Annotated in this window: 20 protein-coding genes and 1 pseudogene; 9 read left to right on the top strand and 12 right to left on the bottom strand. The window is 69.3% G+C overall.

Features of this window, described 5'->3' with window-relative positions; all coding sequences use genetic code 11:
• Positions 1 to 153: 153 nt before the first annotated feature.
• Positions 154 to 936, top strand: a complete 783-nt coding sequence (dapB, locus tag BKK79_RS26690; protein WP_071039283.1) for a 4-hydroxy-tetrahydrodipicolinate reductase — start codon at positions 154 to 156, stop codon at positions 934 to 936.
• 63 nt (positions 937 to 999) lie between these two features.
• A pseudogene (locus tag BKK79_RS26695) lies at positions 1,000 to 1,359 on the top strand (LysR family transcriptional regulator); the annotation flags it as partial.
• Positions 1,360 to 1,869: 510 nt separating this feature from the next.
• Here BKK79_RS26695 and BKK79_RS26700 read toward each other — a convergent pair.
• Together BKK79_RS26700 and BKK79_RS26705 are read right to left on the bottom strand one after the other, a co-directional pair.
• On the bottom strand, positions 1,870 to 2,799 hold the full coding sequence (locus tag BKK79_RS26700; RefSeq protein WP_071039284.1) for a 2-hydroxyacid dehydrogenase: 930 nt from the start codon (positions 2,797 to 2,799) through the stop codon (positions 1,870 to 1,872).
• Positions 2,800 to 2,968: 169 nt separating this feature from the next.
• Positions 2,969 to 3,751: a class II aldolase/adducin family protein gene (locus BKK79_RS26705; protein WP_071017182.1), complete on the bottom strand. Its 783-nt coding sequence runs from the start codon at positions 3,749 to 3,751 to the stop codon at positions 2,969 to 2,971.
• 173 nt (positions 3,752 to 3,924) lie between these two features.
• Here BKK79_RS26705 and BKK79_RS26710 point away from each other — a divergent pair, with 173 nt between their 5' ends.
• Both BKK79_RS26710 and BKK79_RS26715 read left to right on the top strand, forming a co-directional pair.
• Positions 3,925 to 4,620, top strand: coding sequence for a Crp/Fnr family transcriptional regulator (locus BKK79_RS26710; protein WP_071017180.1), 696 nt, complete (start codon positions 3,925 to 3,927; stop codon positions 4,618 to 4,620).
• Between the two features lie 232 nt (positions 4,621 to 4,852).
• Entirely contained in the window at positions 4,853 to 5,125 is a 273-nt protein-coding gene (locus tag BKK79_RS26715) for a hypothetical protein (RefSeq protein WP_157128520.1), read from the top strand.
• A gap of 31 nt (positions 5,126 to 5,156) precedes the next feature.
• On the opposite strand, the gene lepB is transcribed toward BKK79_RS26715, so the two are convergent.
• Positions 5,157 to 5,843, bottom strand: coding sequence for a signal peptidase I (gene lepB, locus BKK79_RS26720; RefSeq protein WP_071039286.1), 687 nt, complete (start codon positions 5,841 to 5,843; stop codon positions 5,157 to 5,159).
• Between the two features lie 180 nt (positions 5,844 to 6,023).
• On the opposite strand from lepB, the gene BKK79_RS26725 reads away from it, so the two are divergent.
• Positions 6,024 to 6,641 carry a J domain-containing protein gene (locus BKK79_RS26725; RefSeq protein WP_071039287.1) on the top strand — a complete coding sequence of 206 codons (618 nt, stop codon included), beginning with the start codon at positions 6,024 to 6,026 and terminating at the stop codon, positions 6,639 to 6,641.
• 188 nt (positions 6,642 to 6,829) lie between these two features.
• Here the strand turns inward: BKK79_RS26725 and BKK79_RS26730 are convergent, their stop codons facing one another.
• From BKK79_RS26730 to BKK79_RS26755, 6 genes are all read right to left on the bottom strand, one after another.
• Entirely contained in the window at positions 6,830 to 7,405 is a 576-nt protein-coding gene (locus BKK79_RS26730) for a PIN domain-containing protein (RefSeq protein WP_071039288.1), read from the bottom strand.
• The gene (locus BKK79_RS26735; protein ID WP_071017164.1) at positions 7,402 to 7,866 is read right to left on the bottom strand and encodes a helix-turn-helix domain-containing protein; all 465 of its coding nucleotides are present in this window, start codon (positions 7,864 to 7,866) and stop codon (positions 7,402 to 7,404) included. The genes BKK79_RS26730 and BKK79_RS26735 overlap by 4 nt, the downstream gene beginning before the upstream one ends.
• Positions 7,867 to 8,074: 208 nt before the next feature.
• Complete coding sequence (locus BKK79_RS26740) at positions 8,075 to 9,223, bottom strand: acyltransferase family protein (protein ID WP_157128521.1); 1,149 nt, start codon at positions 9,221 to 9,223, stop codon at positions 8,075 to 8,077.
• Between the two features lie 7 nt (positions 9,224 to 9,230).
• Positions 9,231 to 10,085 (bottom strand): class D beta-lactamase, encoded by an 855-nt coding sequence (gene blaOXA, locus BKK79_RS26745; RefSeq protein ID WP_071039289.1) that lies wholly within the window; start codon positions 10,083 to 10,085, stop codon positions 9,231 to 9,233.
• Positions 10,086 to 10,171: 86 nt separating this feature from the next.
• On the bottom strand, positions 10,172 to 11,914 hold the full coding sequence (locus tag BKK79_RS26750; protein ID WP_157128522.1) for a M56 family metallopeptidase: 1,743 nt from the start codon (positions 11,912 to 11,914) through the stop codon (positions 10,172 to 10,174).
• The gene (locus BKK79_RS26755) at positions 11,911 to 12,300 is read right to left on the bottom strand and encodes a BlaI/MecI/CopY family transcriptional regulator (RefSeq protein ID WP_071017158.1); all 390 of its coding nucleotides are present in this window, start codon (positions 12,298 to 12,300) and stop codon (positions 11,911 to 11,913) included. The genes BKK79_RS26750 and BKK79_RS26755 overlap by 4 nt, the downstream gene beginning before the upstream one ends.
• 460 nt (positions 12,301 to 12,760) lie before the next feature.
• Between BKK79_RS26755 and BKK79_RS26760 the strand changes: the two genes are divergently transcribed.
• Positions 12,761 to 13,837 carry a porin gene (locus BKK79_RS26760; RefSeq protein WP_071017157.1) on the top strand — a complete coding sequence of 359 codons (1,077 nt, stop codon included), beginning with the start codon at positions 12,761 to 12,763 and terminating at the stop codon, positions 13,835 to 13,837.
• 167 nt (positions 13,838 to 14,004) lie between these two features.
• On the opposite strand, the gene BKK79_RS42350 is transcribed toward BKK79_RS26760, so the two are convergent.
• Complete coding sequence (locus BKK79_RS42350) at positions 14,005 to 14,265, bottom strand: hypothetical protein (RefSeq protein ID WP_198173402.1); 261 nt, start codon at positions 14,263 to 14,265, stop codon at positions 14,005 to 14,007.
• 319 nt (positions 14,266 to 14,584) lie between these two features.
• Here BKK79_RS42350 and BKK79_RS26770 point away from each other — a divergent pair, with 319 nt between their 5' ends.
• Entirely contained in the window at positions 14,585 to 15,091 is a 507-nt protein-coding gene (locus BKK79_RS26770; protein ID WP_071017151.1) for a ClbS/DfsB family four-helix bundle protein, read from the top strand.
• Between the two features lie 31 nt (positions 15,092 to 15,122).
• Complete coding sequence (locus BKK79_RS26775; protein ID WP_071039292.1) at positions 15,123 to 15,899, top strand: alpha/beta fold hydrolase; 777 nt, start codon at positions 15,123 to 15,125, stop codon at positions 15,897 to 15,899.
• A 47-nt stretch (positions 15,900 to 15,946) separates the two neighbouring features.
• Here BKK79_RS26775 and BKK79_RS26780 read toward each other — a convergent pair whose 3' ends face one another.
• Positions 15,947 to 16,336, bottom strand: a complete 390-nt coding sequence (locus BKK79_RS26780) for a glycine zipper family protein (RefSeq protein WP_071017147.1) — start codon at positions 16,334 to 16,336, stop codon at positions 15,947 to 15,949.
• Between the two features lie 51 nt (positions 16,337 to 16,387).
• Complete coding sequence (locus BKK79_RS26785; RefSeq protein ID WP_071039293.1) at positions 16,388 to 16,849, bottom strand: hypothetical protein; 462 nt, start codon at positions 16,847 to 16,849, stop codon at positions 16,388 to 16,390.
• A 411-nt stretch (positions 16,850 to 17,260) separates the two neighbouring features.
• Between BKK79_RS26785 and BKK79_RS26790 the strand changes: the two genes are divergently transcribed.
• The gene (locus tag BKK79_RS26790; protein WP_071040382.1) at positions 17,261 to 18,190 is read left to right on the top strand and encodes an MBL fold metallo-hydrolase; all 930 of its coding nucleotides are present in this window, start codon (positions 17,261 to 17,263) and stop codon (positions 18,188 to 18,190) included.
• The last annotated feature ends 1 nt before the right edge of the window (position 18,191 follow it).

Here is an 18,191-nt window from a genome sequence, read left to right on the forward strand (position 1 = left end):
CCTGCAACCGCCGCGCCGTCACCGTGGCGCCGCCGATCCACTCCAATGCTATCGAGTACGCTTTGCTATGCTTGAAAGGTATGGCAGAGGAGGCCAGCCGGTGGCATCCGGTATGGCTCCCCCGGCCACCAGGCATCCATGAGGAACACAGGCATGACTACACCTATCCGCATCGCTATCGCCGGAGCGCGGGGCCATATGGGCCGGGCCGTGATCGAGCTGGCGGGGCAGGACCCGACGCTGGCGGTGGTGGCCCGCATCGCGCGCGCGGGCAGCGCGGCGGCCGACGGCCAGGTCGAGCTGGCGGCCGCGCTGGCGCAGGCCGACGTGGTGATCGATTTCACCAGCGGCGCGGCGTCCGCCGCCCTGGCGTCCGCCTGCGCCGCGCGTGGGGGGCCGGCCCTGGTGATCGGCTCGACGGGCTTCGAGGACGAGGACCTGGCGGCCATCGCCGCCGCCGCGCGGTATATCCCCATCGTGCGCTCGGGCAACTTCTCGCTGGGCCTCAACCTGCTGCTGGGCATGGTGGCGCGCGTGGCGAAGGCCTTGCCGCAGCAGGAGTGGGACATCGAGATCGTCGAGGCGCACCACCGGCGCAAGGTCGACGCGCCGTCGGGCACCGCGCTGATGCTGGGCGAAGCCGCCGCGCAGGGGCGGGGCGTGGCGCTCGAGGCGGTGGCGCAGCGGGGGCGCGACGGCATCACCGGCGCCCGCCCGCCGGGCGAGATCGGCTTTGCCGTGCTGCGCGCCGGCGGCATCGTCGGCGAGCACAGCGTGATGTTCGCCGCGGAAGACGAGATCCTGACGCTGTCCCATTCCGCGCGCGACCGCAGCATGTTCGCGCGCGGCGCGCTCGCCGCGGCGCGCTGGGTGGTGCACCGGCAACCGGGCGAATACGACATGCAGGACGTGCTGGGTCTCGGCGCGCCGGGCTGACGCCGCACCGTGTCGGACATCGCCAGAACGGAGCGTGCGCAGGGCGGCAGCGGGGCAGCCGACCTGCGCCGCATCGAGCTGCGCCACCTGCGCTACTTCATTGCCGTGGCCGAGGCCGGCAGCGTGGTGGCCGGCGCCCGATCGGTCGGAATCGTGCAGCCGGCGCTGTCACGCCAGATCCAGGAACTGGAAGAGGCCATCGGCACGCCGCTGCTGCGGCGCTTGCCCAAGGGCGTGGAGCTGACCGCCGCCGGCACCGGTTTCCTGCGCGATGCCAGGCAACTGCTGGCCGGGCTGCAGGCCAGCCGCGAGCGCGCGCAGCGCAGTGCCGCCGGCCTGCTGGGCGAGCTGCGGCTCGGCGTGCTGCCCAACTACCTGGCGCTGCCGGCGGTGGCGGCGCTGCTGCAGGTGCAGCGCTTCGCAGAGGTGCTGCGCGGGACGGCACGATGCGCTTGCCGAAGCCGACTGGTGCGCCAACACCAATCGCCAAGCACGAGGTCTTGGCTCCCTCTCCCCGCGCGGGGAGAGGACGGGGGAGAGGGGTGGTTTAGCAAGGCGCCACGCCCAACGAAGCCGCCGGTGTGATCCAGCACGCAAGCACGGAATCGAAGCCGCTGGTGTGATCCAGCACGCAAGCACGGAATCGAAGCCGCTGGTGTGATCCAGCACGCAAGCACGGAATCGAAGCCGTCGGCGTGGTCCAGCCGACGAGCACGGACGAGCACGGAATCGAAGCCATCAGTGCGATCCACGCCGCCACGTTCAGCCGGCGCCTGCCCTCTCCCCCGGCCCCTCTCCCGCGGGCGGGAGAGGGGAGCGGGCCGGCGTGATGCGGACGGCGTCGCACTGGACGAGGCCGTCGGTCTGGAGCGGGGAGGCAACCGGCGCGCTCGGGAGCCTGCATTGCGCCTGCATTGCGCCATCCGCCCTGCCTCAATACCCCGCCGCCCGGTCCACCAGGTTCAGCAGCGGCTGGCCGGCGCGCGCGCGGCGCAGGTTCTCGACGCATTGCTGTGCCACCAGCTCGTATGAGGGATCGCAGGCGATATGCGGCGTGGCTTCGATGCGAGGATGGTTCCACACCGGGTCGCCCGCTTCGACCGGCTCCTTGGAGAAGACATCGAGCGCCGCGCCGGCGAGGTGGCCGGCGTCGAGCAGGGCGAGCAGGTCGGGCTCGACCACGTGTTCGCCGCGGCCCACGTTGATGAAGTAGGCGCCGGCCGGCAGCATCGACAGCGTGCGCCGGTTCAGCAGGCCGTGTGTCTGCGGCGTCAGCGGCAGCGTGCAGACGAGGATGTCGCTCTGCGCCAGCAGCGCGGCCAGGCCGTCGTCGCCGGTGAAGTCCGCCACGCCGGGCAGGCCCTTGCCGCCGCGGCTCCAGCCTGCCACCGGGAAGCCGATGGCGGCGAAGGTGCGTGCCACCGCGCTGCCGATCTCGCCCAGTCCCAGCACCCCCACGCGGCAGCGCGACAGCGGCCGGCCCGGATGGCGTCGCCATTCGCCGCGCCGCTGCTGCTCGGCATAGGTGCCCAGCGCGCGGGCGTGGCGCAGCGCGGTGGCCAGCACGTAATGGGCGATGCCGGTCTGCTGGCCGGGGTCGACCACGCGCGTGACCGGCAGGGCGGCCGGCAGGTCGGGCGCGGCCAGCAGCTTGTCGACGCCGGCTGCTGCCGCGCACACCAGGCGCAGCTTGGGAAAGGCGGGCACCACGCCGGGCCGCAGGCCCCAGGCCAGCAGGGCCTCGACCTCGTCCGCGGGCGCGTTCTCGCGGCCGTTCCAGACCGGAATGTCGGGCGCGGCCTCGCGCAGGGCGGCGGTGATGGGGGTTGCCATGAAGGAGGGCAGGTGAACGAGAATGGCCATGGGGATGCGTGTTCGGATGGTCTTGACGATGCGTGAGCGGCCGCCCCCGGGGGCGGCCGCCTGCTGTCGGGGCCGGCCGTGTCGTCGGCCCGGCCCGTCGAGCGTCTCGGCTTGCGCGGCATTCGCGCGCTTGCCTGGGGATGCCGCGTATGCTGCGTATGCCGCGGGATCAGTTGCGGAAATCCGGCTGGATGCGGTCGAGCCGGCGCAGCAGGCCCGGCCAGGCCAGGCCCGAGCCCTTGCCCTTGGTGGCCTGGCGGGCCTGCTCGCCGACGTCGGCGCTGGCCGACTCGGGCACCGTGGTCAGGGTCGAGCCGCCGCTCTGCGCCAGGATCTGGATGCGGCAGGCCGATTCCAGCGTGTACATGGTCAGGAAGGCGTCGGCCACCGAGCGCCCGCAGGTCAGCAGGCCGTGGTTGCGCAGGATCATCTGCTTGCCGCGCCCGAGGTCGGCCACCAGCCGCGCCTTCTCGTCCTCGCGCAGCGCCACGCCCTCGTAGTCGTGGTAGGCCAGGCCCATGCGCGCGAACATCGCCTGCTGGGAGATCGCCAGCAGGCCCTCCTTCTGCGCCGACACCGCCACGCCGTGCGGGGTATGGGTATGCATCACGCAGCCGATCTCCGGGCGCGCCTCGTGCACCGCGCTGTGGATGATGAAGCCGGCCGGGTTGACGTCATACGGCGTCTCCAGCACCGGCGCGCCGTGGTGGTCCACCTTGACCAGGCTGGACGCGGTGATCTCGTCGAACAGCATGCCGTAGGGGTTGATCAGGAACTGGTCCGGCGCATCCGGCACGCGCGCCGAGATATGCGTGAAGATCAGGTCGTCCCAGCCGAAGTGCGCCACCAGCCGGTAGGCCGCGGCGAGGTCCACGCGGGTCTGCCACTCCGCGTCGGATACGCGCTGCTTGACGGAATCCTTGCCCGTCTCCACCCGTTGCATCTGTGCCATGTCCGTGTCTCCTTGGCTTGTCGTTTCCTTTGGGGTCGAGGCATTCTGCGCCGGGGACGATGCCAAAGTCTGTTAAGTCCTGGACAATCTCGGTGTCATCAGGCGGGGGGACGGATGTGAAGCGAGAGGCAGGAAGTGCCGGCAAGGGCGGTGCCAGGGCGAGGGGCAGGACAGTGGCCAAGGCGGCGGCCAAGGCGGCGGAGCCGCAGGCGCCTCTGCCGCGCGGCGTGCTCGCATCGGGCTGGCTGCGCAACGCCCCGGCCCGCGTGCTCGATGCCGTGGCCAAGGCCGCGCGCCGCGAGCGCTACGCCGATGGCGAGATGATCTTCGCGCGCGGCGATGCGCCGACCAACTTCTACCTGGTGCTGTCGGGGCGGGCGCGCATGAGCCGCGTCAGCGCGGGCGGGCGCGAGGCGGTCTACGCCGTGGTCGGGCGCGGCCAGTGGTTCGGCGAGATCTCGCTGCTCGATGGCAAGCCGCGCACGCATGACGGCTTCGCGGTCGGCAGCACCGAGCTGGTGGCGCTGGGCTGGCACGACTTCCAGCGCATCCTGGCCGTGCATCCGGAAGGCATGCAGCTGATCGTGCGCCAGATCTGCGCGCGGCTGCGCATGGCCTTCGACCACGCGGAGAGCGCGCAGCAGGCGCCGGTGGACGCGCGCATGGCCGAGCGGCTGCTTGAACTGGCGGACAGCACCGAGCGCGTGGTGCATATCTCCGCCGAGGAGCTGGGCGACATGGTCAACCGCTCGCGCCAGACGGTGGCCAAGTACCTGCAGGCCTGGGAGGCCGCCGGCTGGATACGGCGCCGCTACCGCGAGATCGAGCTGGTGGCGCCGCAGGCCTTGCAGCGGCTGGCGGGGCGGTAGGGGCAGTGGCACGGTGGTGGCCGAGGACCGCCATGCCACTGCCCTGTCCTGCGCCTACTCGATGGTCACCTTGCCGTCAAAGTTCGCGGCCTTCGGGCGGTAGGGAGGCGGTTTCGGGCGGGTGGAGGCGAGTTGCAGCGTGCCGGTGTTTTTGTGGCATATGCGGCATGTTCGGGGGCGTGCCTTGTGTCGAGACTATCTATTCACGGTGGATGCCAGGTCATTCATGCCTGTGGCATCCGACCTCCTGAAGGATCTCCTGCGCGACGGCCCCGTCCCCGCCGCGGAATTGTGCCGGCGGCTGGCCGTCAGCCAGCCCACGCTGTCGCGCCGTATCGCGCAGGCGGGTGACGGCATGCCGCTGGCACGTGCCTACTGGCAGCGCCTGGCCGCGCATCCGTTGGGCAGTGCCGGCTTCGCGCGGATCGCCGCAGGACAGCAGGCGTGGCTGGATACGGCGCAGGGCCAGCTGGCAAGGGTGGTGGCGGGGACCGGCAGCCGCTGAAGCGAAGGCCGGCCCATCCGCGCTGTGGCCGTCAACCGCGCGCGCCGTCCAGTTCCGCCCCGAAGCGTTGCAGGCGCGGCAGGTAGTAGTGCTCCGGATCCAGCGAGAAGGCGACCCGGCGGGTCCGTCCCATGATTTCCTCGCGGGGGAAGAAGCCGTAGTAGCGCGAATCGGCGCTGTTGTCGCGGTTGTCGCCGAGCATCAGGTACTGGCCGGCCGGGACCGGCACCGGCCCGAACGAGCGGCGCGGGCTCGGGGCCAGCGGTGACAGCCGGACCGTATGCGCCATGCCGCCGACCGCTTCGGTGAAATAGGCGGCGCCGGCATCGGGGGCGACGTTCGCGGCGGTGGCGTCCAGCGGCTGGTACGAGGCGCGCTCGCCGTTGATGTAGAGCACGTTGTCACGCATTGCCACGGTATCGCCGGGCACGCCGACGATGCGCTTGACCAGCAGCGTGTGCGCGGCGGCGGAATCGATGGTGACGATGTCGCCCCGCTGCGGCTGGCTCAGGTAGGCCAGGCGCTGGTGCGTGAGCGGGATGCGCAGGTCGTAGGCCATCTTGTCCACCAGGATGCGGTCGCCGATGCGCAGGGTCGGCAGCATGGAGCCGCTCGGCACCACGTTCCAGTCGGCGATCGCGCCACGGAACAGCACCATCAGGAACAGGAAGGCGGCAAGGCCCTTGTTCTCTTTCCACAGCTTGGCGAGGAGTTGCATAGGGAGATGAGGGGAGAAGGCCGCGCTGGCGGCCGAGGTTGGCAAGAGCCCTAGAGTACACCCGAACCGGTACGCCCGAAGCCATGCCTGCGGGGGGCTGCCGCGCTGCAGCAAAAGCGTTCCGGCCCATGCTAGGATGAGCGGCGTCCATCGCAGCACCCGCCCACCCGCCAGCGCACCATGACCACTCTCTACGCGATCCTCGGCGTGCCGGAGCACGCTTCTCTGGAAGAGATCAAGCGCGCCTACCGCCGCGCCGCGATGAAGTCCCACCCTGACCGCAACCTGGGCCGCGAGGCGGAGGCACATGCCGCCTTCCAGGAGATCCGTGATGCCTACGCCATTCTGTCCGACCCGGTGCAGCGCCAGGTCTACGACGAGGTGTACGCGCGCGAGATGGAGCGCTGGCAGGCCGAGCACGAGGCCGAACAGGAACAGGAGCGCGCGGCGCAACGCGAGGCCGAGCGCGCCGCGCAGCAGCACTACGAGGCCATGGTGGCGCTGGCCATGCGCTTTGCCGGCGACGGCCACAACCGCGACGTGATCTTCGGCGTGCTGCTGGGCCGGGATTGCGAGGCGGAGCTGGCCGCGCGCATCGCGGACAGCGTGTGGGCCTTGCAGGAGTCACGGCGGGCCGAGGCCGCGGCAGCGGAAGCCCAGGCCCGGGCGGAAGACGAGGCCGGGGCCGAAGGCGAGGCGCCGGCGGCTGCCGCGGGCGCGGAGGCGCAGTCCCGGCGGCACACCACCCCCTTCGAGTCCTTCTGGCACGGGCTGTTCGGCCTGCACGCGCAGCGCTGAGGCGGCGCACGCTGCGCTTGCCTCAGTACAGGTCGTTGTGCACGGTGCGGAAGTCGTCGTCATCCATGGCGCACGGCGGCCGCGCCCAGGCTGTCCAGCGCGGCCCATTTCTTGCCCGACGAAGATATCCAGGCCGGCTCGCGGCGGGGATCGATCATGGATCCCTTCGCGCTGCCGCGAGTCGCGACCTACAGGATGGAACGGTATTGGCCCAGGCCCTTGACGGTTTGCAGCAGGCCCTGGCGTTGCAGCACGTCGAGGTAGCGGTCGACATCCATGGGCGGATGCTTGAGCTGCGCGCGCTGCTGCCGGGCGGCGGCAACGACAGCGGCCGCATCCAGGTCGAACAGGTTGTCGATGAATTCGTCGGGGTGCCGGGCCTCGATGCCGAACGGTGCCAATGCGTCGTCCGGAAAGTCTTTCCGGTTGAAGGTGACGATGACGCTGGCGCCGCAACGAATGGCGGCGGCGAGTACGTGCCGGTCGTCTGGGTCCGGTAACCGTAGTTCGACGGCAAGTGCCTCGTAGTCAAGGACCAAGGCATCAGGGATAGCGCGATCCATCAGGTCCGATGTGCGATCCAGTTGCTCGCGCGTCAGGTCTTCGCGGTTAGCCAGCAGATTGCGCTTCCATTCGTCGTGGATCTGCGGACTCCACCGTGCACGGAACCGCCCCGACAGGCCCAGCCACATGAGAAAGTCGCGCAGTGGCGCTGGATACAGCACGCAAGCGTCATACAGGGCTGTGAATGGCGAATGCCTCATTCGTAACCCATGTCAGACACCTGGGCTTGATGCGCCAACTCGGCCATGGCTTGCTCACTGGCCTGATCGCGCGCGGCCTTGAACTGCATCAGGTCCGAAAAGCGCACGCGGCGGTGCTTGCCAGCCCGATGGAACGGCAGCGCGCCGTCTTCCAGCAACTTGACCAGGTGCGGCCGGGAGACGTTGAGCAGGTCGGCCGCTTCCTGCGTGGTCAACTCGGCATGAACAGGCACGACCTTGACGGCATTGCCGCCGGCCAGTTCGGCCAGGATGTCCACCAGCAGGCGGAGCGCCGATGTTGGCAGCTCCACCTGATGAGCTTGATTCTTGTCATCGAAGATCTGGATGCGCTGGGTCTCGACCTGGGTGGCCAGATAAGCCGCCAAGGCGCGTTGACCTTGCACGGCAGCCTGCACTTCCCGTTCCACGGGTAGCGTTACTCTCGAATAGGCGGCGGTCACGGCATCACTCCTGGGCGTTGATCAGTGATCTACGTTAAACGAAACAATCGAAAAACGCAACAAACGAAACGAATGCCAAGCGATCCTGCCTTCTACGATTGCCTTGAGGCTGGGGGATCGGCTGGCATGCGCTCGTCAGCCCTCGTTTGATCCCCATGACTCCGCTACCGACTCAAGTGCACCGTCGCAATCTGTGCGTGCTCCTGCTTCAGTTCGCAGCGGATGGTCCGCCGCGCCCGTCCGCCGATGGCGCGCTGGCCGGGTAGCGGACCCACCGGCGGCGCCATGCCGCATTGATCGGGTCCGACCACGACCAGGCCACGCACGCTCCCACCGCGACCGAGAGCACCAGGTAGGCAGCCAGCAGGACCGTCTTCGCATCCCCGGCGATCATGGCCGCAGGCATGAGCGTGCGCATCGAGCCCAGCACCAGCAGGTGGAACAGGTAGATCTCGTAGCTCCGGCGCCCGCAGGCCGCCAGTGCCCGGGCCGGCCGCGACAAGGGCGCGGCGCGGCCGCTTCCCAGCAGCAGCAAGGCTGTGGCCAGGGCCATTGCGCTGACGCCCAGCACATGGCTTTGCGCGATCGGCCAGGCCAGGTACAGCGCCGCCATCGCGGCCGCGACCAGCGCGCGGACGGCGCGCTGCTGCAGCACGGGGAACGGCCGCTGCCGTGCCAGCACCGCCGCGCAGCAGCCGATCGCGATGGCGTCGAAGCAGGCCGGATAGGCGTACAGGAATCCGCCCTCGTCGCCCGCGTGGGCGTAGCGGTACAACGGGCCGATGCAGATCGCCGCCAGCGCCAGGGCCAGGCGGACCGACGGGCGCCGCAGGCCCACGCAGGCCAGCGGGAACAGCAGGTAGAACACCGCCTCGACCGACAGCGACCACAGCACGCCCAGCGGATAGTTGATCCAGCCGTGCTGCGTGATGAGGACGTTCATCCAGAAGGTCGCGCCGGCGAGATTGACGGTCCACAGCGATACCGGCGCGCCCGCGCGGTTGTCGAAGATCCGCACCCCCGCCAGGGCCAGCGTGTCCACCGCCAGCAGTGCCAGGAACAGGCCGGGCAGGATGCGTGCCGCGCGCAGGGCGTAGAAGCCGGGCAGCCGGATCCGCTCCAGGCTGCCCCAGCGCTCGAGGGCATTGGTGGTGATCAGGAAGCCGGAAATGACGAAGAAGATCGTCACGCCGTAATTGCCGTTGCGGGCCACGGCGCGCACGGCGGGCCAGCCCAGGGTTGCCGCCAGCACGGTGTCCTGCAGCGGGTAGGCGATATTGAAATGGTGGAGCAGCACCAGCAGGATCGACACGCCGCGCAGCATGTCGATCCGCCCATTGCGCGGATCGGGATGCACGGCGGTCTCAGTCCTTCTTGCTGATGCTGATGCCGGTGCCGGTGCCGGTGCCGGTGCCGGCGAGGGCGGGGAACTCGCGGAGGATGGCGTCGCGTACCCGCACGCCCGCGTTCGGCGTCGTGGCCTGCTCGTCCTGGATCAGGCGGGCGAACACCAGTTTCCGCTCGCCTTTCTCCGCCCAGCCCACGAACCAGCCGTAGGCATGGTCGCGGTCATAGCTGCCGTCCGAGCCGGGCGACCCGGTCCCGGTCTTGCCGTACACGCGCCATCCGTCCGGGCTCTGCTCCTGCGCGAAGAGACGCTCGGCCATGTCGTAGGCATGCGCGCTGACGGGCAGCTGCCGGTTGGCGATCTTGCGCAGGAAGGCGATCTGCTCCAGCGGCGAGATGCGCAGCGAGGCATTGAACCACGCACCCTGCGTGCCGTTCTGCTTGCCGGGTTCGCCCGAGACATCCTGGTTGCCGTACTGGAAGGCCGACGTGTATTGCTGGAGGCGATCCTGCCCCAGGCGCGCGGCGAGCTGCTGCGAGTACCAGAACACGGAGTAGTGGATCCAGCGGGCCGGGTCCACCGGCTGGCGCCACGGCTCGCCGCCCCAGGCCGGGTAGCCGGGCAGGAACGGCCATGCGGGCGTGTGTTCGTCCTGCAGGATGCCGGCGTCGAAGCCCATCAGGGCGAGCGGAAGCTTGAAGGTGGATGCCGGCGTATAGCGCTCGGCGCATTGGCCCCGCTGCTGCAGCACGCGGCCGTCGACCGCGTCGGCGACGACGGTGCAGAGGGTGAGGGCGGAGGCCGGCACGGCGCACGGCCCGCAAAGGATCAGGGCGAGGGACATCCCGCGCCAGTTCAGTCTTGGCTTCATGGCAATCGATCAAGGGTGGAGCACGGAGGAACGGCCGCACCGGCGCCGGGGCCGGGGCCGGCGCGGCCGGGGAGGAGGCAGCGCGGCTACGCCGGCTGTTGGCGCGCCTTGAGCAGCACCAGGGTCAGGTCGCGTCCCTGCACCCGGACGCGCATGACCAGGCAGCGGCCCGCCGCGGGCGACATGCCGGTCTTGGACAGTTGGATGTCCCAGCCCCGGCGGCCGACCAAGGGGTTGGTATTGCGGTAGTGGAGGGCACCGCCCTCGATGTTGACGGTTTCCGCCGGCCGCGTGCTGTCGCGCGCGATCTCCGGATAGGCGGCCGCCGCGTTCACGATGCGCTCGATGTCGGCAGCCGTGGAGCGATTGGCCGGCGACAGGCCGGTCGGTTCGCGCAGCGTCGTGTGCATCAGGCCGAGCTGTGCCATCTTGTCGCGCAAGGACCGCTCGAACGCCGGCGTACCGCCGGGATAGCTGCGCGCCAGTGCGTGGGCGGCCCGGTTGTCCGACGACATCAGCGCCAGCTTCAGCAGCGTGCCCAGCGTCGCGCTGGCGCCCACTGGCAGTTGCGACACGCTGTTGCGGGTGGCCTCGGCATCCTCCCGCTCGATGCGGACGGGGCGGGCGAGGTCCGGGGCGGTATCCAGCACCACCATGGCCGTCATCAGCTTGGTCAGCGAGGCGATCGGGACTTCCTCATGCTCAGCCCGTCCGATCAGCTTGGCCCCCGAGGCGGCATCCACCACCAGCACGTGGGCCGCCCCGCTGGCCTTGACCAGCGCCTCGATGCCGGCCAGGCCGGAGCCGGACGGCGCGGTCGGGGCGGCCGGGACGGTCCATGCGGCGGCGCAGGCCAGCCCCAGCGCCGCGGCAAGCCAGGGGGCCGCCAGCGCGGCACGCGAGGGCGCCGGCGCCGGGCGCAGCAGGCGGCGGATGCGCTGGGCCAGTGCCCCGCCGCGCGCCTGCTGCGCCAGGTCGAGGCCGGCGCTTGGCTCCGGCATGCCGCGGCTGAGGCTGTCGAGCGCGCGCGCCAGGGTGCGCGGCGCGCCGATGCAGGCCGCGGCCATATCGTCGGCGATGTGCTCGCGCTCCTCGCCCAGGCGGCGCGACAGCCACCACACCGAAGGGTGGAAGAACAGCAGTGCCTCGATCACGCGCTGCAGGAAGTTGACCAGGTAGTCGAGGCGACGGACATGCGCCAGCTCGTGCGCCAGCAGCGCCTCCAGCAGGTCGGCCGGCATGCCGCTCACCAGGCCGGCGGGCACCAGCACCACGGGCCGCCACCAGCCCGCCGTCACGGGGCTGGACAGGCCGGGCGCGATGCGCAGCGCGACGCCGCGCGGCAGGCGCAGCCGCCGCGATAGCGCCTCCACGCGCGCTGTCCATGCCGCATCCGTCCAGGGCCGGCTGGAGCGGATCACCTGCCGCAGCCAGGCCATGCCCAGCAGCAGCCGCAGCGTCATCCCGCTCACGCCCGCCAGCCACGCCATCGCCAGCCAGGCGCGCCACGGGAGCGCCGGCGTGGCCATGGCCGGCATGCCGGCGAGCACGCCGGACCAGGTCGCCGGCAGCGTGACGATGCCGGCGGCGCCATCCGGCAGCACGGCCGATGCCTGCCAGGTGTCGAGTCGGGCGGCCGCGTCCAGCACGGGTACGACCACGCACAGGACGAGGGCGGCGCACAGTACCGCATAGCGGGCACGGGCGCTGGCAGGGCGCATCCACCACAGCAGGCAGGCCGCCGCGGCCTGGATGCACAGGCCCTGCCACAGGAAGGTCAGCAGCACATCGCCCGCGATCCAGCCGAAGCCGGCCATCGGGCCACTCACTTGCCGTCCCCGCGCAGCAGGTCCTCGATCTCGGCGCGCTCCTGCTGGCTGACGTGACCGCCGCGCAGCGCGGCCAGCACGAGGGCCTTGCCGGAGCCGGCGAAGGCCTTGCTGATCAGGTCCTTCAGCAGGCTGGCCTGGGTCGACTTCTGGCTCTGTGCGGGCGCATAGACATGCGAGCGTTCACTCTCGTCGCGCTCCAGCAGGCCCTTGCCGTGCATGATCTGCATTAGCCGCAGGACGTTCGCGTAGGTCAGCTCGGGCCGATCGGCCGCCATGGCCTGGTGCACCGCCTTGACCGTGGCCGGTCCGGTTTCCCATAGGGTCTGCAGTACGTCGAGCTCGGCGCTGGTGGGTTTGAGGGGGCTGGCGGGGAAGCGGTTCATGGCAGGAGCGGGTGCGGCGCGGCATCGGGATTGCCGGCGCCGCATGGAGGATTCGATACATGTAGATTATTCTTTCTAGAAAAGAATGTCTAGAAAATATTGTCTATATGTGGGGCCCCGACGAGGCCGGCAGTACTGGCGGCACTGAGGGGCACAGAGCGGCCAGAGCGTCACCGGAGCGACCCTGGCAGCGCTGCCGGCACGCCAGTGCTGTAAGTACCGCTTGAACCACTCGAATCGTCCGGAAAGTGGCGTGTCAGATGCCTGTCCGCGACTGTTCGCCAGCACGAACAGTCATTTCTTATTCGGGAACAAAGATTGTTGTTTTGATGTAACTGTTTCACGGAATTGTCATCTGGTTTTTCCATGATGCGGCCTGCCATGCCAGGGCCCCGCGCGTCGATCCATCCGCGCCGCGCTCCGGGCAAGGCTCCCTGGCAACACCACATCGAGATTCCAGTTGAAAAAGAACATCGCATTCGCGTTCGCCGCCGCCACGCTCGCCGTGCCCGCCGCGTCCCAAGCCCAGTCGGCCTCCTCCAGCGTCACCCTGTATGGCATCGCCGATGCCGGCGTCAGCTACCAGAGCCATGTCCAAAGCACCCCCGGCCAGGGCGGCAACCTGTTCGGCGTGACCTCCGGCGGCCTGTCCGGCTCGCGCTGGGGCATCCGCGGCGTGGAAGACCTGGGCGGTAACCTGAAGGGCATCTTCGTGCTGGAGAGCGGCTTCAACATCGATACCGGCACCTCCGGCCAGGGCAACCGCCTGTTCGGCCGCCAGGCCTATGTCGGCCTGCAGAGCGAATACGGCGCCATCACCCTCGGCCGCCAGCAGAACGCGCTGTTCCAGCTGTTCGGCGACTATGACCCGATGGCGGTCGGCAACAGCTACTCGCTCAACGCGGTCGACACCAACGGCTTCAACGGCCGTGCCGACAACGCGCTCAAGTACACCGGCACCTTCGGCGGCCTGACCGCCACGGCCTTCTACAGCACCGGCCGCGACAGCACCATCGCCAACGGCAGCGAAGTACCGGGCAGCTTCCGCGTCGGCACCAACTTCGGCGGCGGCATGGCCTACGCCAACGGCCCGCTGTCGGTGGGCGTGGCCTACGACCAGTACCAGGGCACCACCGTGGCGACCTCCGGCGCCAGCGCCCGCCGCGCTGCCGTCGGCGCTTCGTACAGCCTGGGCCAGGCCAAGCTGTTCGCCGGCTACCGCTGGCTGCGCGACGAGGTCACCACCGCCACCGCGCGCCACGACAACCTGTACTGGGGCGGTGCCACGTACAAGTTCACCCAGGCCTTCAGCCTGACCGGCGCGGCGTACTACACCGATGCGCGCACCGACAGCAAGGACTCGCTGATGTTCGTGCTGGACGCCGACTACGCGCTCTCCAAGCGCACCGACGCCTACCTGCTGCTGGGCTACGTGAAGAACCACGGCAACGCCGCCTATGGCCTGACCAGCACCCAGAACACGCTGCCGGGCCAGAACCAGACCGGCGCCATGCTCGGCGTGCGCCACCGCTTCTGAGCGCGCGCTGACCAACACCGGCGCGCTGTCGGGGCGCGCCGCAGATCCGTCATATCGACCTTGGCCTCTTGCAACGAGCCGGGACGTTCGGCCGGCAGGCTTGCCGGCCTTTTTTCTGCGCCGGTTGCGGGCGAGGCAACGCAAGCACCAGCGTCGGGCCATCGTGATCACGCCACGCCATCGTCTTGGAGCTGGTTTGCAGCCATGGCCGCAAACTGGCCGGCCACGTCGCACAGTCGGTCGATGATCCGGCTGGCAGCATCCGCCTGGACCTCCGCTTCATCAGCAAGGCTCAGCATGGCCCGCCGGTCGAGAGCCGGAGCCTCGCCCATCACGTCCATCTGGTACCCGCCTGACCCCTCGCAGAACGTCACGTCGTAGGCCGGCGCCCACTTCCATGCGCCGGCTGGTGACATGACGCGGGTCAAGCATGGCTGGGCTCTCTCCTGGTACGTTGTCGCCTGGTGCTGTGCTCGTAACGGCGAACGTCCTCCGGGCGGTCCAGCTTGGGCAAGAACCGTCCTTCGAGTTCCTTGATCCGCCCAGGCGCCATGGCCAGGCTGACCACGTTCTCGAATCCCGCATCGCGCCCAGCCTCCAGGCCGGACCTCGAATGGATTCCGATGCTGGCGCGACCGGCCACGTCGGCTGGCGTCATCCGCTGGGCTGAGCGCTTTAGAACATGCGCCGAAGCCGGCAGCGCTCACATCATCAAGACCCTGATCGACTGGATCCGAAGGAGAAGATATGGCCGTTCCCACGAACAAGGACGAATTGCTCAAAGCGATTGATGCAAACTTCGATAAGCTCATCAAGGAGCTACGCGCCGTGCCGCTGTCGCTGGTCGATGAACGCAGCCTGGAAGGTCATGCGAAGGGAACGCAGATGAGCGTTGCCAACCTCGCTGCCTATCTGGTCGGTTGGAATGAATTGGTCTTGAAATGGCTTGACCAGGACGCGGCCGGCGAGCCGGTCGATTTCCCCGAGACCGGCTTCAAGTGGAACGAACTGGGCCGCCTCGCGCAGAAGTTCTATCGCGACCACGAGATCGTCCCCTGGCCGCAACTCCTGGACCGTTTGGTGGCTGCGAAGGATCGCATTGTCTTGCAGATCGAGACCCATAGCGAGCACGAGCTTTACGGGACATCATGGTATGGGAAATGGACGATGGGAAGAATGATCCAGTTCAACACGGCGTCCCCCTATGCCAACGCGCGCAGCCGCCTGCGTAAGTGGATGAAGACAAAGGGCTGAACTCCATCCATGGGATTTCGAGCGAGAAAGCATGTTCAACATCGGTAAGACAGTGATCGCGGGCGATGCCGCCCTGTTTGTGTCGGCAGCAGGCAAGGCGGGCGGGCAGCCGATCATCTTGCTGCATGGCGGCCTGGGAAGCCGAGACGACTTCCTGCCATTGGCGAAGCATCTGGCAGCGGACTATCGGCTGATTGCCATCGACAGCCGTGGGCATGGGCGATCGGCGTTGGGCGACCTCCCTCTCACCTACCGTCGGCTCGAACAGGATGCCGCCGCCGTTCTGGCCGAGCTTGGCCTGACAGATGCCGGGATCATCGGCCACAGCGACGGCGGTATCGTGGCATTGCGCCTTGCCGCATCCGGTGCCGTCCGGCCTCGCTTTGTCGTGGCGGCTGGCGCGCATTGGCAACTGCCGGCCGATGACCCGGCCCGCGCAATCTATCAGGGCATCACGGTGGACGAGTGGCGTGGCATGTTCCCGCAGCAGGTCCAGCACTACGAGGCTGAAAACCCCGCGCCTGATTTTGCGATGTTGTTCGGTGCAACCGCGGCCATGTGGCTCGGGAACGATGACAACGCCTATCCGGGGCCGGCAGTGCGCTCGATCGCCTGCCCGCTCCTTGTTGTTCATGGCGATGAGGACTTCCTGGTTTCCCGCCGTCAGGCTTTTGAGCTGGTCGAGCAGGTCGAAGGGGCGCGCCTGCTGAATCTGCCTTTCGCCTCGCATACCGTGCTGGAAGACTGCCCTGAAGACGTTCTTCCTGCGCTCAAGTCATTCCTTGCCAGCTTGTCGCAGGTCAAGTGACCCAAGGCCTCGGAGTGGCAGTTCCCATCTCGCGCTGGCCAGGGCATTCAGGGGGTGCGTCCTTGTGGTGCCGGCGGCGGGAAATCGGGCCTGTAATTCGCGGGCGGCCGCGCCGGCGGCGCGGCAAGCATCGGCCCGTAGGCCGGGACCCGGTGTCCGGCGGCATACATGCATTGCAGGTAGGCTGCGTCGTACTCTTGCTGCGCATCGTAGCCGGAGTATCCGGTGCCGCTGGCATTGCCGGAGGCTTGAGACGGGCTCGCACCACTGACGCGGTCCAGCGCCAGGTGGCGGCAGTTCAAGTCATCCCCGCGAAACTGCTCGTACGTCTTGTGGCTGCCCGGAAGCACCATCACGCTGGGGCCGGTCGGCATGCTCGTGCAGCCGCCCATGGCGAGCGCAGCTGCTACCAGGAGGGGGAGGGAACGCCGCTTCATCTGGTCCTCGTCATCCGTGCCTCGTCACCGCTACCCGGGTATCCGCGCGCCCTACGGCGACGGCGGCCGGGCCGGTACCGGCTGCCAGCCGCCCGGGCATTCCTTGACGTAGGGATAGTAGCCGCCGGGCCGGTCGCAGCGGTACCACCACGCGTTGGCCGACGCCAGGTCCGAATCATCGCCCTTCTCGATGTATTGGGCCGCGGGCGCGTAGTAGCCGGAGTAGGCGTAAGGGTCGGGCCAGCCGTCGTACGGATATCCCCACCACCCCCAGTCGGGCCAGCCCCACCAGCCGCCGCCCACCGCGAAGGCCACACGTGCATGCCCACGGTGAAAACCGTCATGGTGGAAGCCGCCGCCGTTGTGGAAGCCGCCGCCGTGCATGCCGCCGCCACCGCCGTGCATGCCGCCACCGCCGCCGCCGTGACCGGCGGCCAGCGCGGGACCGCCGCCGCCCATCGCGGCCGTTGCCACGCATGCCAGGGCGATCTGGCAAAGCCTGCGCCCGTTCATGATGTGCCTCCTGCTGCGCTGCCTGATTTTCCGCATTTTCCGCCAGGCGGGCGGGGCGTCGAGAACCCCGTACATGCATTGAACGGCTGACAGGTCGGATTTATTCCGCCATCCCGTCCAAGGCCCGGTGCGGCCGAACAGCGCATCCTCCGCCGCGGCCTCGCGCGCTTGTTCCGCGGCCTGCGGCTGCACGCGCTCGCGTGCCTGCTGCCGCTGCCGCCGCTGCCGCGGGTGCAGCCGTCCCGCGCCGCACGTGCCGCACGTGCCGCACGCGCCGCACGCGCCGCACGCGCCAGGACCACGGGTGATACCATCTGCGCTGCCCCTGGCAGCGTGCGCGGCGAGCCCGCCGAGGCGATCGCGGATGCGATCGCCGCTGCCGCGGCCTCCCTCGACAGAAGGACGATCCCCATGGACCAGCTTGTCGGCAGTCATCGTTCCCGTGCCCCGATCCAGCGTGTCGATTTCGATCGGGTCTCGGTGTTCTTCGGCGAAAAGAGCGGCAAGTATCCCGACGGCAACCAGGTGCTGGTGCGCGGCTCGGATACCCGCGCGGCCTTCGATACGCCCATCGTCGCCAACCACATCGGCGCGGAGTTCGAGGCCACCGAGCTGGTGGTGATGGGGCACGTGCACGAAGACCACATGGCCGGCCTGCACCGCCTGCCCCATGCCGCGGTCCATGTGCACGAGGCCGACCTGCCCGCGGCGCGCAGCTGGGACGGCCTGCTGGCCGCCTATGGCAGCCATGCCGGCTACGCGGCGGAGATGCTGGCGCGTTTCCAGCGCGACTTCTTCTACGCGCCGCGCCCCGACGCGCAGGCCTATGTGGATGGCGCCACCTGGGACCTCGGCCAGGTCCGCATCCGCGCCTTCCACATGCCCGGCCATACGGCCGGCCACACCGTACTGCTGGTCGAACCCGAAGGCGTGGCCTTCATCGGCGATATCGACCTGACCGGCTTCGGGCCCTACTATGGCGACGCCTGCTCCAGCCTGGCGGATTTCCGCCGCACGCTGGCGCGGCTGCCGGAGATTCCGGCCAAGGTGTGGGTCACCTCGCACCACCGCGGCGTCTATACCGAGCGCGAACGCTACCTGCGCGATCTTGCTGCTTTCGCGGCCAAGCTGGACGAGCGCGAGCAGCGCCTGCTGGCCTGGCTCGGCGAAGGCCCGCAGACGCTGGCGCAGCTGGTCGAACGGCGCTTGCTGTATCCGCAGGGCTACGAGGGACTCTGGGTGGTGGACGCCGAGACCCGCACGATCGCGCGGCACCTGGCCGAACTGCTGGCCGACGGGCGGGTGCGGGTGGACGAGGGCGGGGTGTATCGCCTGGGGTGAA

The organism is Cupriavidus sp. USMAA2-4 (assembly GCF_001854305.1).
Lineage (GTDB): Bacteria > Pseudomonadota > Gammaproteobacteria > Burkholderiales > Burkholderiaceae > Cupriavidus > Cupriavidus malaysiensis.